This window comes from Stenotrophomonas sp. 10N36 (assembly GCF_056395005.1).
In genome coordinates, this window is record NZ_JBFTIS010000005.1 from 182,267 (window position 1) to 197,494 (window position 15,228).

The 15,228-nt window shown below is 68.9% G+C and carries 15 protein-coding genes; 1 reads left to right on the forward strand and 14 read right to left on the reverse strand.

Annotated features, from left to right (window positions below; translation table 11 throughout):
- Positions 1–31: 31 nt before the first annotated feature.
- Genes AC1DCJ_RS07860 through AC1DCJ_RS07915 form a run of 12 tightly spaced genes read right to left on the reverse strand, consistent with a single transcriptional unit; the run spans position 32 to position 11,069 of the window.
- Positions 32–2,476 (reverse strand): MMPL family transporter, encoded by a 2,445-nt coding sequence (locus AC1DCJ_RS07860; protein WP_478070612.1) that lies wholly within the window; start codon positions 2,474–2,476, stop codon positions 32–34.
- On the reverse strand, positions 2,469–3,095 hold the full coding sequence (locus tag AC1DCJ_RS07865; RefSeq protein WP_313425117.1) for an outer membrane lipoprotein carrier protein LolA: 627 nt from the start codon (positions 3,093–3,095) through the stop codon (positions 2,469–2,471). The genes AC1DCJ_RS07860 and AC1DCJ_RS07865 overlap by 8 nt, the downstream gene beginning before the upstream one ends.
- Positions 3,092–3,514, reverse strand: a complete 423-nt coding sequence (locus tag AC1DCJ_RS07870; protein ID WP_038685540.1) for an acyl-CoA thioesterase — start codon at positions 3,512–3,514, stop codon at positions 3,092–3,094. The genes AC1DCJ_RS07865 and AC1DCJ_RS07870 overlap by 4 nt, the downstream gene beginning before the upstream one ends.
- Entirely contained in the window at positions 3,501–5,048 is a 1,548-nt protein-coding gene (locus AC1DCJ_RS07875) for an HAL/PAL/TAL family ammonia-lyase (RefSeq protein WP_313425121.1), read from the reverse strand. The genes AC1DCJ_RS07870 and AC1DCJ_RS07875 overlap by 14 nt, the downstream gene beginning before the upstream one ends.
- Complete coding sequence (locus AC1DCJ_RS07880; RefSeq protein WP_141058876.1) at positions 5,038–5,985, reverse strand: LpxL/LpxP family acyltransferase; 948 nt, start codon at positions 5,983–5,985, stop codon at positions 5,038–5,040. The genes AC1DCJ_RS07875 and AC1DCJ_RS07880 overlap by 11 nt, the downstream gene beginning before the upstream one ends.
- Entirely contained in the window at positions 5,982–6,770 is a 789-nt protein-coding gene (locus tag AC1DCJ_RS07885) for a glycosyltransferase family 2 protein (RefSeq protein WP_478070613.1), read from the reverse strand. The genes AC1DCJ_RS07880 and AC1DCJ_RS07885 overlap by 4 nt, the downstream gene beginning before the upstream one ends.
- Entirely contained in the window at positions 6,763–8,448 is a 1,686-nt protein-coding gene (locus AC1DCJ_RS07890) for an ApeI family dehydratase (protein ID WP_478070614.1), read from the reverse strand. The genes AC1DCJ_RS07885 and AC1DCJ_RS07890 overlap by 8 nt, the downstream gene beginning before the upstream one ends.
- Complete coding sequence (locus AC1DCJ_RS07895; protein WP_137190782.1) at positions 8,441–8,992, reverse strand: COG4648 family protein; 552 nt, start codon at positions 8,990–8,992, stop codon at positions 8,441–8,443. The genes AC1DCJ_RS07890 and AC1DCJ_RS07895 overlap by 8 nt, the downstream gene beginning before the upstream one ends.
- 22 nt (positions 8,993–9,014) lie before the next feature.
- Entirely contained in the window at positions 9,015–9,272 is a 258-nt protein-coding gene (locus AC1DCJ_RS07900) for an acyl carrier protein (RefSeq protein ID WP_038685533.1), read from the reverse strand.
- A 19-nt stretch (positions 9,273–9,291) separates the two neighbouring features.
- Positions 9,292–9,552, reverse strand: a complete 261-nt coding sequence (locus tag AC1DCJ_RS07905) for a phosphopantetheine-binding protein (RefSeq protein ID WP_038685531.1) — start codon at positions 9,550–9,552, stop codon at positions 9,292–9,294.
- On the reverse strand, positions 9,539–10,342 hold the full coding sequence (locus tag AC1DCJ_RS07910; protein ID WP_137190783.1) for a lysophospholipid acyltransferase family protein: 804 nt from the start codon (positions 10,340–10,342) through the stop codon (positions 9,539–9,541). The genes AC1DCJ_RS07905 and AC1DCJ_RS07910 overlap by 14 nt, the downstream gene beginning before the upstream one ends.
- Positions 10,335–11,069 carry a beta-ketoacyl synthase chain length factor gene (locus tag AC1DCJ_RS07915; RefSeq protein WP_478070615.1) on the reverse strand — a complete coding sequence of 245 codons (735 nt, stop codon included), beginning with the start codon at positions 11,067–11,069 and terminating at the stop codon, positions 10,335–10,337. The genes AC1DCJ_RS07910 and AC1DCJ_RS07915 overlap by 8 nt, the downstream gene beginning before the upstream one ends.
- Positions 11,070–11,174: 105 nt before the next feature.
- Between AC1DCJ_RS07915 and AC1DCJ_RS07920 the strand changes: the two genes are divergently transcribed.
- The gene (locus tag AC1DCJ_RS07920) at positions 11,175–12,197 is read left to right on the forward strand and encodes a chorismate transformation FkbO/Hyg5 family protein (protein WP_478070616.1); all 1,023 of its coding nucleotides are present in this window, start codon (positions 11,175–11,177) and stop codon (positions 12,195–12,197) included.
- 247 nt (positions 12,198–12,444) lie between these two features.
- Here the strand turns inward: AC1DCJ_RS07920 and cydB are convergent, their stop codons facing one another.
- Both cydB and AC1DCJ_RS07930 read right to left on the reverse strand, forming a co-directional pair.
- The gene (cydB, locus tag AC1DCJ_RS07925) at positions 12,445–13,458 is read right to left on the reverse strand and encodes a cytochrome d ubiquinol oxidase subunit II (RefSeq protein ID WP_478070617.1); all 1,014 of its coding nucleotides are present in this window, start codon (positions 13,456–13,458) and stop codon (positions 12,445–12,447) included.
- 1 nt (position 13,459) lies between these two features.
- The gene (locus tag AC1DCJ_RS07930) at positions 13,460–14,857 is read right to left on the reverse strand and encodes a cytochrome ubiquinol oxidase subunit I (RefSeq protein WP_478070618.1); all 1,398 of its coding nucleotides are present in this window, start codon (positions 14,855–14,857) and stop codon (positions 13,460–13,462) included.
- Positions 14,858–15,228 lie beyond the last annotated feature (371 nt).

The following is a 15,228-nucleotide window of genomic DNA, read 5'->3' on the forward strand; positions in this document are numbered from 1 at the left end:
AAACAATGGCGGGAAAGGAAACACGCGGTGCTCAGTGCGGTGCGTCGTGCGGTGGCGGGCGGAACAGCGGCGAGATGATCCATACCAGGCCGATGCCGAACAGCAGGGTCAGGCCGAACGCGCGCAGCGCCGGCGTGGCCGATAGGCCCAGCAGGCCGAACGACAGCCAGGTACTGGCCGCGCCCACGCACACCGCCAGCCACGCACTGGCATCCCCGCGGTGTTCGATCAGGAAGATGCCGTAGTCGATGCCCATGCCCAGCAGCAGCATCAACGCCAGCACGTTGAACAACTGCAGCGGCTGGCCGAACAGGCCCAGCAGGGCCAGGGTCAGCGCGCCGGCCACCAGGGTCGGGGCGAACACGCGCCACGCCTGCGCGCGGTAGCGCCAGTAAAGCACCGCGAACACCAGCACGATGCCCACCAGCAGCAGCCCGCTCATCAGCTTGCGGTAGTGCTTGAGCAGCGATGAGAAATCGGCGGTGCGGTCGACCCAGCGCACGCCGTCGATGCCCTTGGCCTGGGTTTCCAGCAGGGTCAGCGCATCGGCGCGTGACAGGTCATCGACCATCACCACGGTGGCCAGGCCCGCACCGACCTTGCCCAGCCACAGGTGGTGGAACGGCATCGCCGCCGGGGAGGCCAGGAAGGCCTCGGCGTCCAGGTCGCGACCGGCGTAGTCCGGGCGTGACAGGCTTTCGCCCACCGCCTGGCCGACCTTGCCCAGCACCTGCGGCTCGACCCTGGCGGTCAGCGCGGCATCGGCGTGCTGGCGCTGCACCGAGGGCAGCCAGTCGCTGATCGCGCGGTACCCGCCGATCTGCTTGTTGGCCGCCAGCACGCGCAGGCGTTCGATCAGCGCCTCTTCGCGCTGCAGCACCTGTTCGGCACTGTCGCCCTGCACCAGGTAGAACTGCGCCGGGCTGGGCATGCCCAGCATCTGGCTGATGCGGATCTGCTGGTCGATCAGGCTCTTGGGCGAGGACTGCAGGCTGCGCAGATCATCGTTGCTGTCCAGCCGGGCGATGCCCACCGCCGAGAACAGCGCCGCCACGCCCAGGAAGATCGCGGCCTTGCGCCCGTGCAGGCGCGGCCAGCGGTCCAGTGTGCCGCCCAGCCAGCGCGAGAAGCCGGTGGTGCGGATCTCGCCGCCGTCCAGCCACGGGAACCAGAAGATCACGGTGAGGAAGGCGGCGGCCAGGCCGACCACCGAGAACAGCGCCATCTGGCGCAGCCCCGGGAACGGTGCCAGGCCCAGCGCCAGGTAGGCCAGCGCGCTGGTCAGCAGCGCCAGCCACAGGCCGGGCAGCAGGTGCCGCAGCAGGCGCCAGCGGCGGTCGGCCGGCTCGGCCTGGCGCGAGGCGAACCAGTGGATGCCGTAGTCCTCGGCCACGCCCACCAGCGACGCGCCGAACACCAGCGTGAGCACGTGCACCTTGCCAAACACCAGCACCGTGACGGCCAGAGCCACGCCGCAGCCGATCAGCAGCGAGGCTGCCACCAGCAGGATCGGGCGCAGCGAACGGAACGCCAGCCACACCAGCAGCAGCACCGCGGCCAGCGAGCCCCAGCCGATCGTGTTGATCTCCCAGTTGGCCTGCACCGCCGCCGCTTCGGCATGCAGCGGCACGCCGGCGCGCAGTACTTCCAGGCCGGGCGCGTGCTTGCGGGCCGCCGCGGCGGCCTGGTCCAGCAGCAGGTCGATGTGGCGTTCGCCGTCGAGCTGGAACGCCGAACCCACGGTGTCGTACTGCACGATCGACCAGTGCTTGCCATCGGCTTCGAGCAGGCCGTCATCGCCCATCTGCAGGCCCGAGCCGAGCGCGCGTTCCTGCCACCACTGCGGCCACAGCGACAGCGGGTCCTGCCGCCACTCGGTCAGCCGCGGCGCGCCCATCGGGCCGTACAGGGCGGCCAGCGCGGCGTCGGCCAGGCCATCCACCGGCTCGTTCTGCAGGCGTTGGCGTTGCTCGCTGGTAAGCAGGCGGTCGCGGTACGGCGCGTAGAACGCACGCGCCTGTTCGAACCAGCCTTCGATGGAGCCGCTTTCCTGCAGTAGAGCGGGGCTCTGCCCCGCTGGAACGTCACCTGCGGCAGGCAGCGGGGCAGAGCCCCGCGCTACGGCGTCCGGCGCGTGAGGCAGCGGGGCAGAGCCCCGCGCTACGTTGGTTGATTTTGGGGTGATGGTGGCGCGGAAGGCGGCCTCGGCGGCCTTGGTCTGCGCGGCGTCGGCGCTACCCAGCAGCACCACGATCTGGCGCGCGTTGGCATCGGCGATGCGCCGGGTGACGTCGGACAACAGGCGGTCGTGTGCATCCTGCGGCAACAGCGCCAGGATGTCGGTATCGATCCGCGACTCGCTCTTCCACAACTGCCACTGCTGCACGCCCAGGCCCAGCAGCACCAGCAGCCACAGCACGGCCAGCCAGCGCCAGATGCGCTGCAGGCGGCCGTTCGACTTCAGTGCGTCATTCAAACTTGCCGCCCTCTTCCGCACTCAACGCAGCCGGCGTTTCGCTCATGCCGGTGAAGTGGATGCGGGTGACATCCTGGTTGGCCTCGGTGATCTCCACCTCGCGCACGTAGCGGTCGCCCTGCAGCTTCAGCCCGGTGAACACCTTGCCCAGCATTGCCGAGCGCGGGCTCAGCTGCATGCTCCAGCCGTTGTTCGCCTTGGCCTCCACCTTCACCGTGAACTGGGCCGACAACGCCTGTGCGTCGCCGCTCATCAGCGCGAACATGATCGCGTTGACCGAGCGCATCGCCGGCTGCTGGCGGCCGTCCAGCTCGACCCGGCTGCTGCCGTCGCGCTGGCGGCTGAGGATGCGGTCACGGGTGACCACCACTTCGGACGGGAACGGCTTGAGCGTGGTCCAGACCACGCCATGGTCCTGGGCCAGCACGAAGCGCCCCTGCGAACGCAGCGGGTTCTTGAAGCCGGCCACCTGCTTTTCCTGGCTGAACTCGCCCCGCAGCACGCCCACCTTGGCCACGCGCTGCTTGACCAGATCCACATCGGCAGCGGGGGCGGCAAGCACCGGCGCGGCCACGACCAACGACACCAGCACGACCAGCGTGCGCAGCAGAGCGTTCATTGCACTTCCACTCCCAGACGGTCCCACAGCACGCGCGGGCACAGGTACAGCATTTCATTGGTGGCCGCGTCGACGGCCACCTGGATGGTGTGGGCGCGGGTCAGCACCTGGCCACTGTCGGCATCGAAGATCTCGTAGGCGATCTTCAGCCGGTTTTCCCATTCGGTGATGGTGGCGCGTACGCGCAGCGCCTGCCCGTACAGCAGCGGCCGGATGTACTTCACCCGCGCGTCCACCACCGGCCAGATGTAGCCGGATTCGCGCATCTGCGGGTAGTCGTAGTCGTACTGCTGCAGCAGCGCGCAACGGGCAACTTCGAAGTACTTGAAGTAGTTGCCGTGCCACACCACGTGCATCGGGTCGCAGTCGTGGAAGGTGGGCGACAGCCGCACCTCCAGGCTCAGGTCAGGGCTGGTCATACAGGCTCCAGCGCTGGCCACGGATGTCATCGAGCAACGCGCGCAGCTCGCCGTCCAGCGCGCGGTCTTCCTCGACCAGCGCGATGCGCGCGCACAGGTCCTGGTACATCGCGTCCAGCTCGCCGTAGAGGGTGGCCTTCATGCCCACCCGCTGGCGCAGCGCCACGCCCTGGCGGGCGGTGATCAGCAGCGCGGCAACCACCTGCTCGGTCAGTTCGATCACGCGCAGACAGTCGCGCGCGGCGATGGTGCCCATGCTGACCTTGTCCTGGTTGTGGCATTCGGTGGAGCGCGAGAACACCGAGGCCGGCATGGTCTGCTTGAGCGCCTCGGCGGTCCACGCCGACACGCTGATCTGCAGCGCCTTCAACCCGTGGTTGATCGCCGCGCGCTCACCGGTGGCCGCCGACAGGTTGGCCGGCAGGCCGTGGTTGTAGCGCGCGTCCACCACCAGTGCCATCTGCCGGTCGAGCAGGTCGGCCAGGTTGGCGATGGTGTTCTTCAGCGCGTCCATCGCAAAGGCGATGTGCCCGCCGTAGAAGTGGCCGCCGTGAAGGATGCGCTCGCCGTCGGCGTCGATCAGCGGGTTGTCGTTGGCGCTGTTGAGTTCGGTTTCGATCAGCTGGCGCATCAACGGCAGTGCGTCCTGCACCACGCCGATCACGTGCGGGGCGCAGCGCAGCGAGTAGCGGTCCTGCAGGCGCTGTTCATTGCGCGGCGGGCGGTCGCTGTGCAGGTCCTGGCGCAGGCGCGCGGCGATCTGCATCTGGCCCGGGTGCGGCTTGGCGGCGAACAGCATCTCATCGAAATGGTGCGCGTTGCCGTCGCTGGCCAGCACGTTGAACGCGGTCAGGCGGGTGGCCAGCTTGGTCAGGTAGTCGGCGCGGTCATAGGCCAGGCAGGCCAGCGCGGTCATCACCGCGGTGCCGTTCATGATCGCCAGGCCTTCCTTGGGGCGCAGCCGCAGCGGGGTCATGCCGATCTCGGCCAGCACCTCGGCGGCCGGGCGGCGCGCGCCCTGGTACATCACCTCGCGCTCGCCACACAGCACGGCGGCCACGTAGGACAGCGGGGTGAGGTCGCCACTGGCGCCCACCGAGCCTTCGGCCGGGATCAGCGGCAACACGTCGTGGCGCAGCAGCGTGGCCAGCCCGTCCAGCAGCGGATGGCTGACCCCGGACATGCCGCGTACCAGCGAGGCCAGACGCGCGGCGATCACCGCGCGGGTCTCCTGCGGGTCCAGGAACCGGCCCAGGCCGCAGCCGTGGTAGGTGAACAGATGGTGCGGCAGCTCAGCCACCAGCGCCGGCGGGATGTTGACCGTGCAGGAGTCGCCGTAGCCGGTGGTCACCCCGTAGATGACGCCGTCCTCGCGCAGCAGGCGGTCGAGGAAGTCGGCCCCCTTCTGGATGCGCGCCTGGAAGGCCGGGTCGTCGCTGACCACAGCCTGGGCCTGACGCTGCGACAGCGCGACCACGTCTTCGATGGTCAGCGGCGCATCGCCGAAGCGGATATCGGGTGACTTACTTGCCATGAGATGCCTGATCCCAGAAGGGGAAGAAATTGAACCAGTCCAAGGGTGCCTGGGTGACCTGAACTTCCAGCCACCGGGCGAAATGTTCGGCCTGCGCGGTCAGCGCGGCGTCACGCGAGCCGCGCGGCAGCACGATGCGGTCGCTGAAATGCTCGAAGCGCACACGGTAGCCGTCGCCCTCGTGCAGGCAGGCCATGGTGTACACCGGGCAGGCCAGTGCGGAGGCCAGCACGTAGGCGCCGATCGGGAACTGCGCCACATGGCCCAGGAACGGCGCCGGCACGGTGCGCCCGCCCCGCAGCGGCACGCGGTCGCCGACGATGGCCACGAAGCCGCCTTCGTTGACCCGGCGCTGCAGCTCCACCGCGGTGGCCGGGCCCATGTCGGTGACCTGCATCAGCTCCACCGACGCCAGCGGATCCAGCCGCTGCATCAGCCGGTTGAAGCGTTGCGCGTGCGCGGTGTGCACCAGCACGGTAATGCGGAAACCGGGGACCTGCTCGGCCAGCACCTGGCACAGTTCCAGGCAGCCGATGTGCGCGGTGAGGATCAGCCCGCCCTCGCGGCGCGCGATCTTCTCCAGCATCAGGTCGCGCTGCAGGCGGATGTGGCTGGGCGGATAGCGCCCGCCCAGGCCGAGCAGCTTGTCCAGCAGGGTGTCGGCAAACAGCGCGAAGTGCTTCAGGCTGGTCCAGCGCCCGGGCACGGCGCCGAGTACGCCGGTGTGCGCCTGCAGTCGCTGCAGGTACTGCAGCGACGACTGCCGCGCCACGCGGTTGCCCAGCCAATGGCACAGCACCACCGGGTACACGCACAGGCGGAACGGCCAGCGCCCGAACCAGCGGTGCACCCAGCACAGGAACAGCACCCCGGCGGCCGAGGTGGTTTCGCCCAGGTCGGCCCAGTGCGGGGCGTTGGCCGGTGCCGGTGCGGTCATGCGCGTGGCGCTCCGGCGATGCGCCGCCACAGCAGGCGCGGCGCGCGCCACAGCATGCCGAAGAACAGGCGGGTGTGCATGCGGCTGATGCGCACGTTGTCGCGCCACACATCGAAGTGCGACACGCCATCACTGGGATAGGTCACCCGCGTAGCCAGGCTGATCACCGGCACGTCGCGCCAGAACAGCCGCACCAGGATCTCGCTGTCGAAGTCCATGCGCCGGCCGATGGTCTCCTCGCCCACCAGCGCCGTCACCGGTGCCAGCGGGTACAGCCGGAAGCCGCACATCGAATCGCGGATCTGCAGCGACAGCGTGTTGATCCACACCCAGATATGGGTGGCGTAACGGCCGTACAGGCGCGCCTTGGGCACGCTGTCGTCGTAGGCCGGGATGCCGCAGATCACCGCGTCGGGATGCTGCCGCGACAGGGCCACAAAGCGCGGGATGTCGGTGGGGTCGTGCTGGCCATCGGCGTCGATCTGCAGCACATGGCTATGGCCACGGCGCGCCGCCTCGGCAAACCCGGCCAGCATCGCCCCGCCCTTGCCCTGGTTCACCGGCAGGCGCAGCACTGTGACCTGCGCGGGGTATCCCGCCGCGAGGGCATCCAGCGCCTGCGCGCACGCGGGGTGCGAGCCATCATCCACAAGCAGGCACGGCAGCCCGCTGGCCAGCACGCCGCGGACGACGGCGCCGATGGCATGCTCATGGTCGTAGACCGGAATCACCACCAGCGGCGCAAAGGGCGCAGCCGGGGGACCAGCGCGAAGCGTGTCAGACATCGCCGAACACCACCCGGCCACTGGCATGCACGCCGTGGTCGGAGACATAACGGAAGCTCAACACCGACTTGGCCGCATCCCAGCCCAGGGTGAGTTGCAGGCAATCGCCGGGGCGCGCCACGTGCTGGAATTTCAGCGCGTCCATGCGTTCGAAGCGCGGTGGCATGCTGAACACATCGCGGGCGTAATGGATGGCCCAATCCAGCTGGACCACGCCCGGAAGGATCTTGGCCTGCGGGAAATGCCCATCGAAGGCGATCAGGTCCGGGTCCAGCGGCAACAGCAGCGCTGCCGTGTCGGCCTCGCGCCGCTCCCAGTGGACCACCGGGAACTGCGGCCGGAACAGCGCTGCCAGGGCGGCGAAGGTGACCTTGCCCTGTGCGTTCAACGGCAGCGCGTCGACGAAGCGCCAGCGCCGCGGCCGGGTCACCGCATCGTGGCTGCTGGCCAGGTGCGCGCCCAGCGCCTGCGCCAGCCGGCGTCGCTGGGCGTCGTCCCAGCCGGCCGCGTCGGCCTGCTGCGGCACCACCACGGCGGCCAGCTGTTCGCGCGCGCCCGGCAGCACCAGCACGCGCACGTCCTGTACCGCCGGATGCGCGCGCAGCTGCTGTTCCAGCGCGTCCAGCGATACCCGGCGTTCTTCGATCTTGACGATGCGGTCGGCCCGGCCGAGCAGGCGGAAGCTGCGCCCGGCGTCGGCCTCCACGCGGTCCTGGGTCTGCCACCAGTCGGTGCTTTCCAGATGCGGCGAGGACACCGCCAGGCAGCCGTCCTGGATGCGCCAGGCCACGCCGGGCAACGGGTGCCATTGCGGCTGCCCGGCGCTCCAGCGGCGCCAGGCGATGCCGCCGGTTTCGCTGCTGCCGAACACCTCGGTGGGAGCCACGCCGAGCAATGCCCGCGCCTGCAGCGCGGCCTCTTCGGGCAGCGGACCGCCGGAGGAAAACACCGCGCGCAGCTGGCCCTGCAGCGAGGACCAGTCCAGTTGTTCGGGCAGGCGCTTGAGGTGGGCCGGGGTGGCCACCAGCACCGACGGCTGCTGCGCCAACGCACTGACCAGGTCTTCGTGGAAGAACCGGCGCGGCTGGATGGCGCGGCCGGCGGCCAGCGGCCACAGCACGCGGAACAACAGGCCATAGATATGCTGGTGCGAGACGGTGCCGTGCACCTGGGTGCCTTCCAGCTGCTCGCCGAACGCGGCCTGCAGCGCCTCCACTTCGCGCGTCAGCTGGCGCATGCGCTTGACGATCGCGCTCGGCGCGCCGGTGCTGCCGGAGGTGAACACCACCAGCTCCAGCTGGTCTTCGTCCAGCGGCACCAGTTCGCCCTCGGCGTCGGCATCGGCATCGGGCTGCAGCGGGGCGTGCTGCGCGGGCACGTCACCGGCAAACCCGGCCACGCGCGGGCGCAGCTCGTCCAGCGTGGCCGGCAGGTTGTCTCCGCCCAGGAAGACCCGCTTGCCGGCGTGCCAGGCCCCCAGCAGCGCGGCGGCAAAGGCCAGGGTGTCGTCGAAGTACAGGGCCCAGTCGCGTCCCGGCGCACGGGCGAACGCCTGTTGCCAGCGCATCACCTGCAGGCGGAAATCCGGGTGCAACACCGCGCCGTGCTCGGCTTCGCCCACGATCCGACCGGGCCGTGGCGACACCGCCAGCCGGTCCAATGCGATCCACTCAACCATGCGCGTGCGCCGCCTTCACCCGTCGCCGCACCAGCCACTCGCCACCAAACAAGGCACCCATCATCACGTACGCCAACAATCCGTTGTACAGCGCCCAGACCTGGTTGGACGCCCACAGCGCCGTGGCCAGGGCCAGACTTCCGTTGAGAACAAAGAAGCCGCACCAGATCCACGTGACGCGACGGGTATAGATCACCGCGAACGGCGGCAGGTCCGGCTCGCTCAGCCGGGCCAGGCGCTCCACCGCGCTGGGCGGGAACCGCAGGCTGGTGGCGAAGATCACCAGCATCACCGCGTTCACCAGCGCCGGGTACAGCTTCAGCGGCAGGGCCTCGTTGAAGGCCGTAGCCACCAGGGCGAGCACACCGGTGCCGAGTGCGGCCACCCACCACACCGCCTGGCGGGTGGTCAGCGCGCGCAGCGCGGCCAGGGTGAACAGCAGCAGCGACAGCCAGCGCGGCTCGAACCGGCCCAGCGACAGGTACACCACCAGCGGGTATGCCAGCGACAGCAACGCAAACGCCGCGACGCGCACCCGGACCATGGTCAGTGTCCTGCGGCAGCCGTCAGGCGGCTGCTTGACCGGGCAGCAGCCCGTGCACCACGTCGACGATGTCCTGCACGGTACGCACGGCCTTGAAGGCCTCCGGCTGCAGGTTGCGGCCCAGCAAGGGCTTGAGCTGCACGATCAGGTCGACCGCGTCGATGCTGTCGATGTCCAGGTCGTCGTACAGACGGGCCTGGGGCGTGATGCGCGCCGGTTCGATCTCAAAGCTGTCCTTGAGGATCTTGACGATGCGATCGAAAAGTTCGTTCTTGGTCATGGCAAATCCTGACGCGCCGTTACGACGACTGGCGTGCGGCGACAAACTCGCCCAGGGCACGCACGCTGGAGAAATGGCGACGGGTCTCTTCCGAATCCGCAGACAGGCTGACACCGTACTTTTTCTGCAGGGCCAAACCAAGTTCAAGTGCGTCAATCGAATCCAACCCCAACCCCTCGACGAACAGGGGCGCTTCCGCGTCGATGTCTTCGGGAGTGATGTCTTCCAGCGACAGCGATGAAATGATCAATTCCTTGATCTCGTGCTCAAGTGCCTGCACGGCTTGGTTCTCCAGCGAAGTCAAAGTAATGGGCAAGATGATCGGTCACGCGCCGGGCCGCCAAGGCATCCCCCCTGGGCGTGTCGCCGGCCACCGCCAGGAACGGGGCGATCGGGAGATCTTCCCCGACTTCCAGCTGAACGTGAAAACGCCGTGATGGCACACGATACCATTTCTGGCCCTTTGTCAGGGTAAGCGGGGTACAGGTGATCCTGACCGGGGTTATGTCCAGGCCGCCGCGGACGGCGATGTTGGCCGCCCCGCGCTGCAGGCGCAGGGGCTGGCCGGGCACGGTGCGGGTGCCCTCGGGGAAAATGACCAGGGTGCCCCCGGCCTTGACCGCGGCAATGCAGTCGTCGATCAGCCCCGCGCCGTCGTCGTTGGAGACGTAGCCGGCCGCCCGCACCGGGCCGCACATGAACGGGTTGCAGGCCACGGCCCGCTTGACCACGCAGTCGGCATTGGGCAACTGGGCGATCAGCAGGACCACGTCGATCAGGGTCGGGTGGTTGGCCAGGATCAGCAGTCCGTTGCGCTGAAGACGTTCAGCCCCGCGGATTTCATAGGTCATCACGCCCAGCCGGTGCATCAGGCCCACATGGCTGGCGAAGCTGAGCTGGACCAGCCGGCGCGCCAGCGTGCGGCGCCGGACCGGGTTGCGGACCAGGAACAGCAGCGGGAACAGCACCCCGCCCAGCAGCAGGCCGCCGATGCCGAACACGGCAAAGCTGAGCCCGGTGCCGAACACCCGCCAGGCATGGTTGAGACGGCCGGAACCGCGCTCAGCCATGGCGTTGCCAGGTCCATTGCTGGCCGTCGGCGGCCAGCGTCAGGGTCGGATCGCCGGCCAACAGGAAGCGCAGCGCATCCAGACCATGCGGCAGTGCGCCGGCCGGACTGTCGGCCCTGGCCGCGCCCCAGCCCAGCGAGAGCCGGGTGCCGGGGCGGTCGGCCCGGGCCAGCCGCCAGCACCAGGCGTAATACGGATCGGGTTCGTCGGCAAACCCGGCATACACCGGCGGCAATTGCGATTCATACACGATCACCCGCACCTCGGCGGCGCCATCGGCCAGCAGGCCATAGGCCTCCACGCAGGCGGTTTCGACCGTGGCGCGGCCGGCGGCCAGGGCCAGGTAGTTGCCGCGGTGGCCGCGGGCGATGGAATACAGCGCGGCCACCGCGTTGTGCACCGACAGGCCGAACGCGGTCGGGGACATGCCGTGGTCGGCGCTCAGGCTGTCGAGCAGTTCCATCGAACGGGCCACGTCGCCATGGCGCGAGGCGAACACCAGCGGCACCTGGCCGGCGTCATCGGGCTGCTCGCACCAGCACGCGGCCTGGATGGCCATGCGGCCCAGCCGCTCGATGCGGCGCCGTTGCATGGCCGGTACCTCGGCCAGCGCCGGGGTGTCATCGCCCTGCGGCAGCGCGGGGGCCTGTGCCCAGGCCTGCCACTGTTCCTTCGAGGTCAGTCCCGGTGCCCAGGCCGACCAATCCACCACTGAGAACTCGATCATTCACGCCAACATGTTGATGGGCACCAAGGCATCGCAGCGCACCGCCGTAAAAAGGAGCGCACGCTATCATGACACCCTTGGCACTGGCAGCTTTCACAATCTGAAATGAGCAGCACGATCCACGACGCAACGGCCCCGGCGGTCGCTTTTCCCCCAGGGGCGGCGGTGTTCAGCGCCGGCTACCTGCCGGCAGCGCTGCGCGAGGCCGCCCTGGCCGACCCGTGCACCCTGGCGGTGTTCGGCTTTGGCGCGCCTGCGCCCTTCCCGGGCAACGATCCGCGCTGGCTGCAGGTGCCCCTGGCCGAACACGGTCCGGCGCAGGTGGAAGTCTGGCGGGGCGCGACGCCGGTGCAGTCGGGCGTCACCGACGGGGTGCGCTGGTCGCACAATGCCGCGCTGCTGTTCGGGGTGCTGGAGATCGACGAAGCCGAGGGCGACATCGAGACGGCCGCCGCCGACGCCTATGCGCGGATGAGCAGCTTCCTGGCGCACTGCGGATTCCCGCACCTGCTGCGGACCTGGAACTACCTGGACGCGGTGACCGAAGGCGATGGCGACCAGGAGCGCTACCGGCGCTTCTGCGTGGGCCGGGTGCGCGGGCTGCGCGAGCTGGACGAAGCGGCCCTGCCGGCCGCGACCTGCATCGGTCGCTTCGACGGGCACCGGCGCCTGCAGGTGTACTGGCTGGCCGCCCGCGAACCCGGCCTGCCCCTGGAAAACCCACGCCAGGTAAGCGCGTTCCGCTACCCGCGCCAGTACGGCCCGCAGTCGCCCAGTTTCTCGCGGGCGCTGCTGGCGCCGGCGGCAACCGGGCTGCCGCTGCTGCAGTCGGGCACGGCGGCGATCGTGGGCCATGTGTCCCAGCACACCGGCGCGGTGGAAGACCAACTGCGCGAAACGCTGACCAACCTGCAGAGCCTGGTCGACGCCGCCCGACGGCAGCGTCCGTCCCTGGCCGCCCAGCTCGGCGCCGATTCGGTACTGAAAGTGTATGTGCGGCGTGCCGAAGACATGCCGGCCGTTGCCGCCCAGATGGCCGCGTTACCCGGCCCCCCGGCCTACGTAGTGCTGCATGCCGAAGTCTGCCGGGCCGAACTGCTGGTCGAAATCGAAGGCCTGCACGCCTGATACGCGCTCGGCCGCGTCCTGCGTAGAGCCGACCGTTGGTCGGCTGCTCTCGACCCTTCTTTTGCGTCTGGCTCGTCCAACCGACGATGCACACTTTGCTGGGCGAGGGTGGTCAGATCCTGCCGGGACCGTTGAGCGGCATGGATGCCGCTCACGAGCCCCCAAGGATGGGTTCACGGCGTGTCCCGGCAGGGTCTGACCACCCTCGCCAACCCCGGAACATACGAAGAGCCAGCGCCTCTCCTCCTCAGTGATACCCGGTATCGGCCCGCACCTTGCCGCGGAACACCCGATACGACCACGCCGTGTAGCCCAGGATCACCGGCAGCAGCACCACCAGCCCGACCAGGCTGAAGCCCAGCGACGACGCCGGGGCGGCCGCTTCCCACAGCGTCATGCTCGGCGGCAACAGGTAGGGCCACATGCCCAGCACCAGCCCGATGAAGCCCAGGATGAACAACGCCAGGGTCAACAGGAACGGCGGCAGGTCGCGGCGCGGGTGCATCGCACTGCGCCACAGCGCCACCGCCACGCCCAGCGTCAGCAGCGGCACCGGCGACAACCACCAGAAGTTGCCGTCGCTGAACCAGCGCGCCATCAAGCGCGAATCCAGGAACGGCAGCCAGGTGCTCACCAGCCCCATGAACACGATCACCGCCACCACCAGCGGCCGCGTCAACGTGCGCGCGAACGCCTGCTCGCGGCCTTCGGTCTTCAGGATCAACCAGGTGCTGCCCAGCAGCGCGTAGCCGAACACCACCGCTGCACCGGTCAGCATCGAGAACGGACTGAACCAGCTGAACGCACCACCGGCGTAACGGCCATCCACGATCCGCAGGCCTTCCACCAGCGCCCCGAGAATCACCCCCTGCGCGAACGCCGCCAGCAGCGAGCCCAGCCCGAAGGCCACGCTCCACAACCGCCGCGAGCGGTGTGCCTTGAAGCGGAATTCGAACGCCACCCCGCGGAACACCAGCGCCACCACCAGCAGCAGCACCGGCAGGTACAGCGCCGACAGCAGCGCCGCGTAGGCCTTGGGGAAGGCCGCCATCAGCCCGGCCCCGCCCAGCACCAGCCAGGTTTCGTTGCCGTCCCAGATGGGCGCGGCGGTGTTCATCATGATGTCCAGCTGTTCTTCGTCCTCGGCCATCGGCGCCAGGATGCCGATGCCCAGCACGAAACCGTCCAGCACCACGTACATCAGCACGCCAAAACCAATCACCGCAAACCATGCCACCGGCAGCCAGGTTGTCATCTCCATGTCAGCGCTCCTCCAGCGGTTCATCGGCACCGGACAGCGGCCGCGCCGGGGTATGGCTGCCCGCGTCCAGCGCCGGCGCCGGTTCGTGCGGCTTGGGCCCGGTGCGGATGATCTTCACCAGGTACCAGATGCCCCAGCCGAACACGAACGCATAGCCCACGATGTAGACACCCAGCGACAACGCGGTCATCCACGCACTCTGCGGGCCCACCGCGTCGGCGGTGCGCAGCACCCCGTACACCACCCACGGCTGGCGCCCCATCTCGGTCACGAACCAGCCCGACACCAGCGCGATGAAGCCGCTGGGCAGCATCCAGTTCCAGCCCCGCACCAGCCAGCGCGACTGCAGCAGCTTGCCCCGCCACCACTGGAACGCCGACACCCAGGCCAGCAGCAGCATCAGCGTGCCCAGCCCGACCATGATCCGGAAGGCGAAGAACACCGGCACCACCGGCGGCCGATCGCTGGCCGGTACCGAGGTGAGCGGGTCGAACGTCCCCTCCAGCGAATGGGTCAGGATCAGGCTGCCCAGGCGGGGAATGGCGATTTCATAATCGTTGCGCTCGGCTTTTTCGTTGGGCACGGCGAACACCACCAGCGGGACGCCTTCGCCCTGCCCTTCGGAATGCCAGTGCGCTTCCATCGCGGCAATCTTCATCGGCTGGTGCTTGAGTGTGTTCAAGCCATGCATGTCGCCCACGACGATCTGCACCGGCACGGTCAGCGCGGCGAACGCCACGGCCGCCAGCAGCATCGTGCGCCCGGCTTCCACGTGCGTGCCCTTGCGCAGGTACCAGGCGCCCACGCCACCGATCACGAAACAGGTGGTGATGAACGAGCCCAGCGCCATGTGCGCCAGGCGGTACGGGAAGGACGGGTTGAAGACGATCTGCCACCAGTTCTGCGGGTGCACGATGCCGTCGATCAGCGCGTAGCCGGCCGGGGTCTGCAGCCAGCTGTTGGAGGACAGGATCCAGAACGTGGAGAACAGCGTGCCGAGCGCCACCATGCAGGTGGAGAAGAAATGCAGCCGCGGCGAAACGCGGCCCCAGCCGAACATCATGACGCCCAGGAAGCTGGCCTCCAGGAAGAAGGCGGTGAGGACTTCATAGGTAAGCAGCGGCCCGATCACGCTGCCGGCCACCTCGCTGAGGCGCGGCCAGTTGGTGCCGAACTGGAAGGCCATGACGATGCCGCTGACCACGCCCATGCCGAAGGACACCGCGAAGATCTTCTGCCAGAAGAAATACAGCTCGCGCCAGACCGGGTTGCCGGTGCGCAGCCAGCGTGACTCCACGAAGGCCAGCCAACTGGCGGTGCCGATGGTGAAGGCGGGGAACAGCACATGGAAACTGATGACGAACCCGAACTGGATCCGCGACAACAACAACGCGTCCACGTGACGCCTCCGACTGGTTTCTGAAATCCGCACCAGTCTGGGCCGGTATACGTGAAAGGCACATGCGACCCGGTGACGCGCTGCTTCACTTTGTCGCAGGGGCTACCGCGAGCGTGAGGGCCCCTTAGCGGCCGGTAGGCCCCTGGTGCAAATGTCCCCCGGCCGCGGTCGCGGCCTCCTCCTTTGTTTTGCCCAGGAGCCTACCGGCCGCTAAGGGGCTCGGGTTGCGGCAAGCAGGGGAAGCCAGGCTTTTCTGGCGCTGGTCGGTGGGTCGGGCGCTGGGCCCCGATGCCCTTGGAGGCGAAATAAAGGGGGAGGGGGCGGCCGCAGGCCGACGCCGGAGGACATTCGCCGGAAAGGGTCTCGGGGCC

Excerpts from the sequence above, each read along its gene's own strand:
- AC1DCJ_RS07865 (WP_313425117.1), bottom strand. The coding sequence starts at position 3,095 with ATGAACGCTCTGCTGCGCACGCTGGTCGTGCTGGTGTCGTTGGTCGTG.
- AC1DCJ_RS07870 (WP_038685540.1), bottom strand. The coding sequence starts at position 3,514 with ATGACCAGCCCTGACCTGAGCCTGGAGGTGCGGCTGTCGCCCACCTTC.
- AC1DCJ_RS07875 (WP_313425121.1), bottom strand. The coding sequence starts at position 5,048 with ATGGCAAGTAAGTCACCCGATATCCGCTTCGGCGATGCGCCGCTGACC.
- AC1DCJ_RS07880 (WP_141058876.1), bottom strand. The coding sequence starts at position 5,985 with ATGACCGCACCGGCACCGGCCAACGCCCCGCACTGGGCCGACCTGGGC.
- AC1DCJ_RS07885 (WP_478070613.1), bottom strand. The coding sequence starts at position 6,770 with ATGTCTGACACGCTTCGCGCTGGTCCCCCGGCTGCGCCCTTTGCGCCG.
- AC1DCJ_RS07890 (WP_478070614.1), bottom strand. The coding sequence starts at position 8,448 with ATGGTTGAGTGGATCGCATTGGACCGGCTGGCGGTGTCGCCACGGCCC.
- AC1DCJ_RS07895 (WP_137190782.1), bottom strand. The coding sequence starts at position 8,992 with ATGGTCCGGGTGCGCGTCGCGGCGTTTGCGTTGCTGTCGCTGGCATAC.
- AC1DCJ_RS07900 (WP_038685533.1), bottom strand. The coding sequence starts at position 9,272 with ATGACCAAGAACGAACTTTTCGATCGCATCGTCAAGATCCTCAAGGAC.
- AC1DCJ_RS07910 (WP_137190783.1), bottom strand. The coding sequence starts at position 10,342 with ATGGCTGAGCGCGGTTCCGGCCGTCTCAACCATGCCTGGCGGGTGTTC.
- AC1DCJ_RS07915 (WP_478070615.1), bottom strand. The coding sequence starts at position 11,069 with ATGATCGAGTTCTCAGTGGTGGATTGGTCGGCCTGGGCACCGGGACTG.
- AC1DCJ_RS07920 (WP_478070616.1), top strand. The coding sequence starts at position 11,175 with ATGAGCAGCACGATCCACGACGCAACGGCCCCGGCGGTCGCTTTTCCC.
- cydB (WP_478070617.1), bottom strand. The coding sequence starts at position 13,458 with ATGGAGATGACAACCTGGCTGCCGGTGGCATGGTTTGCGGTGATTGGT.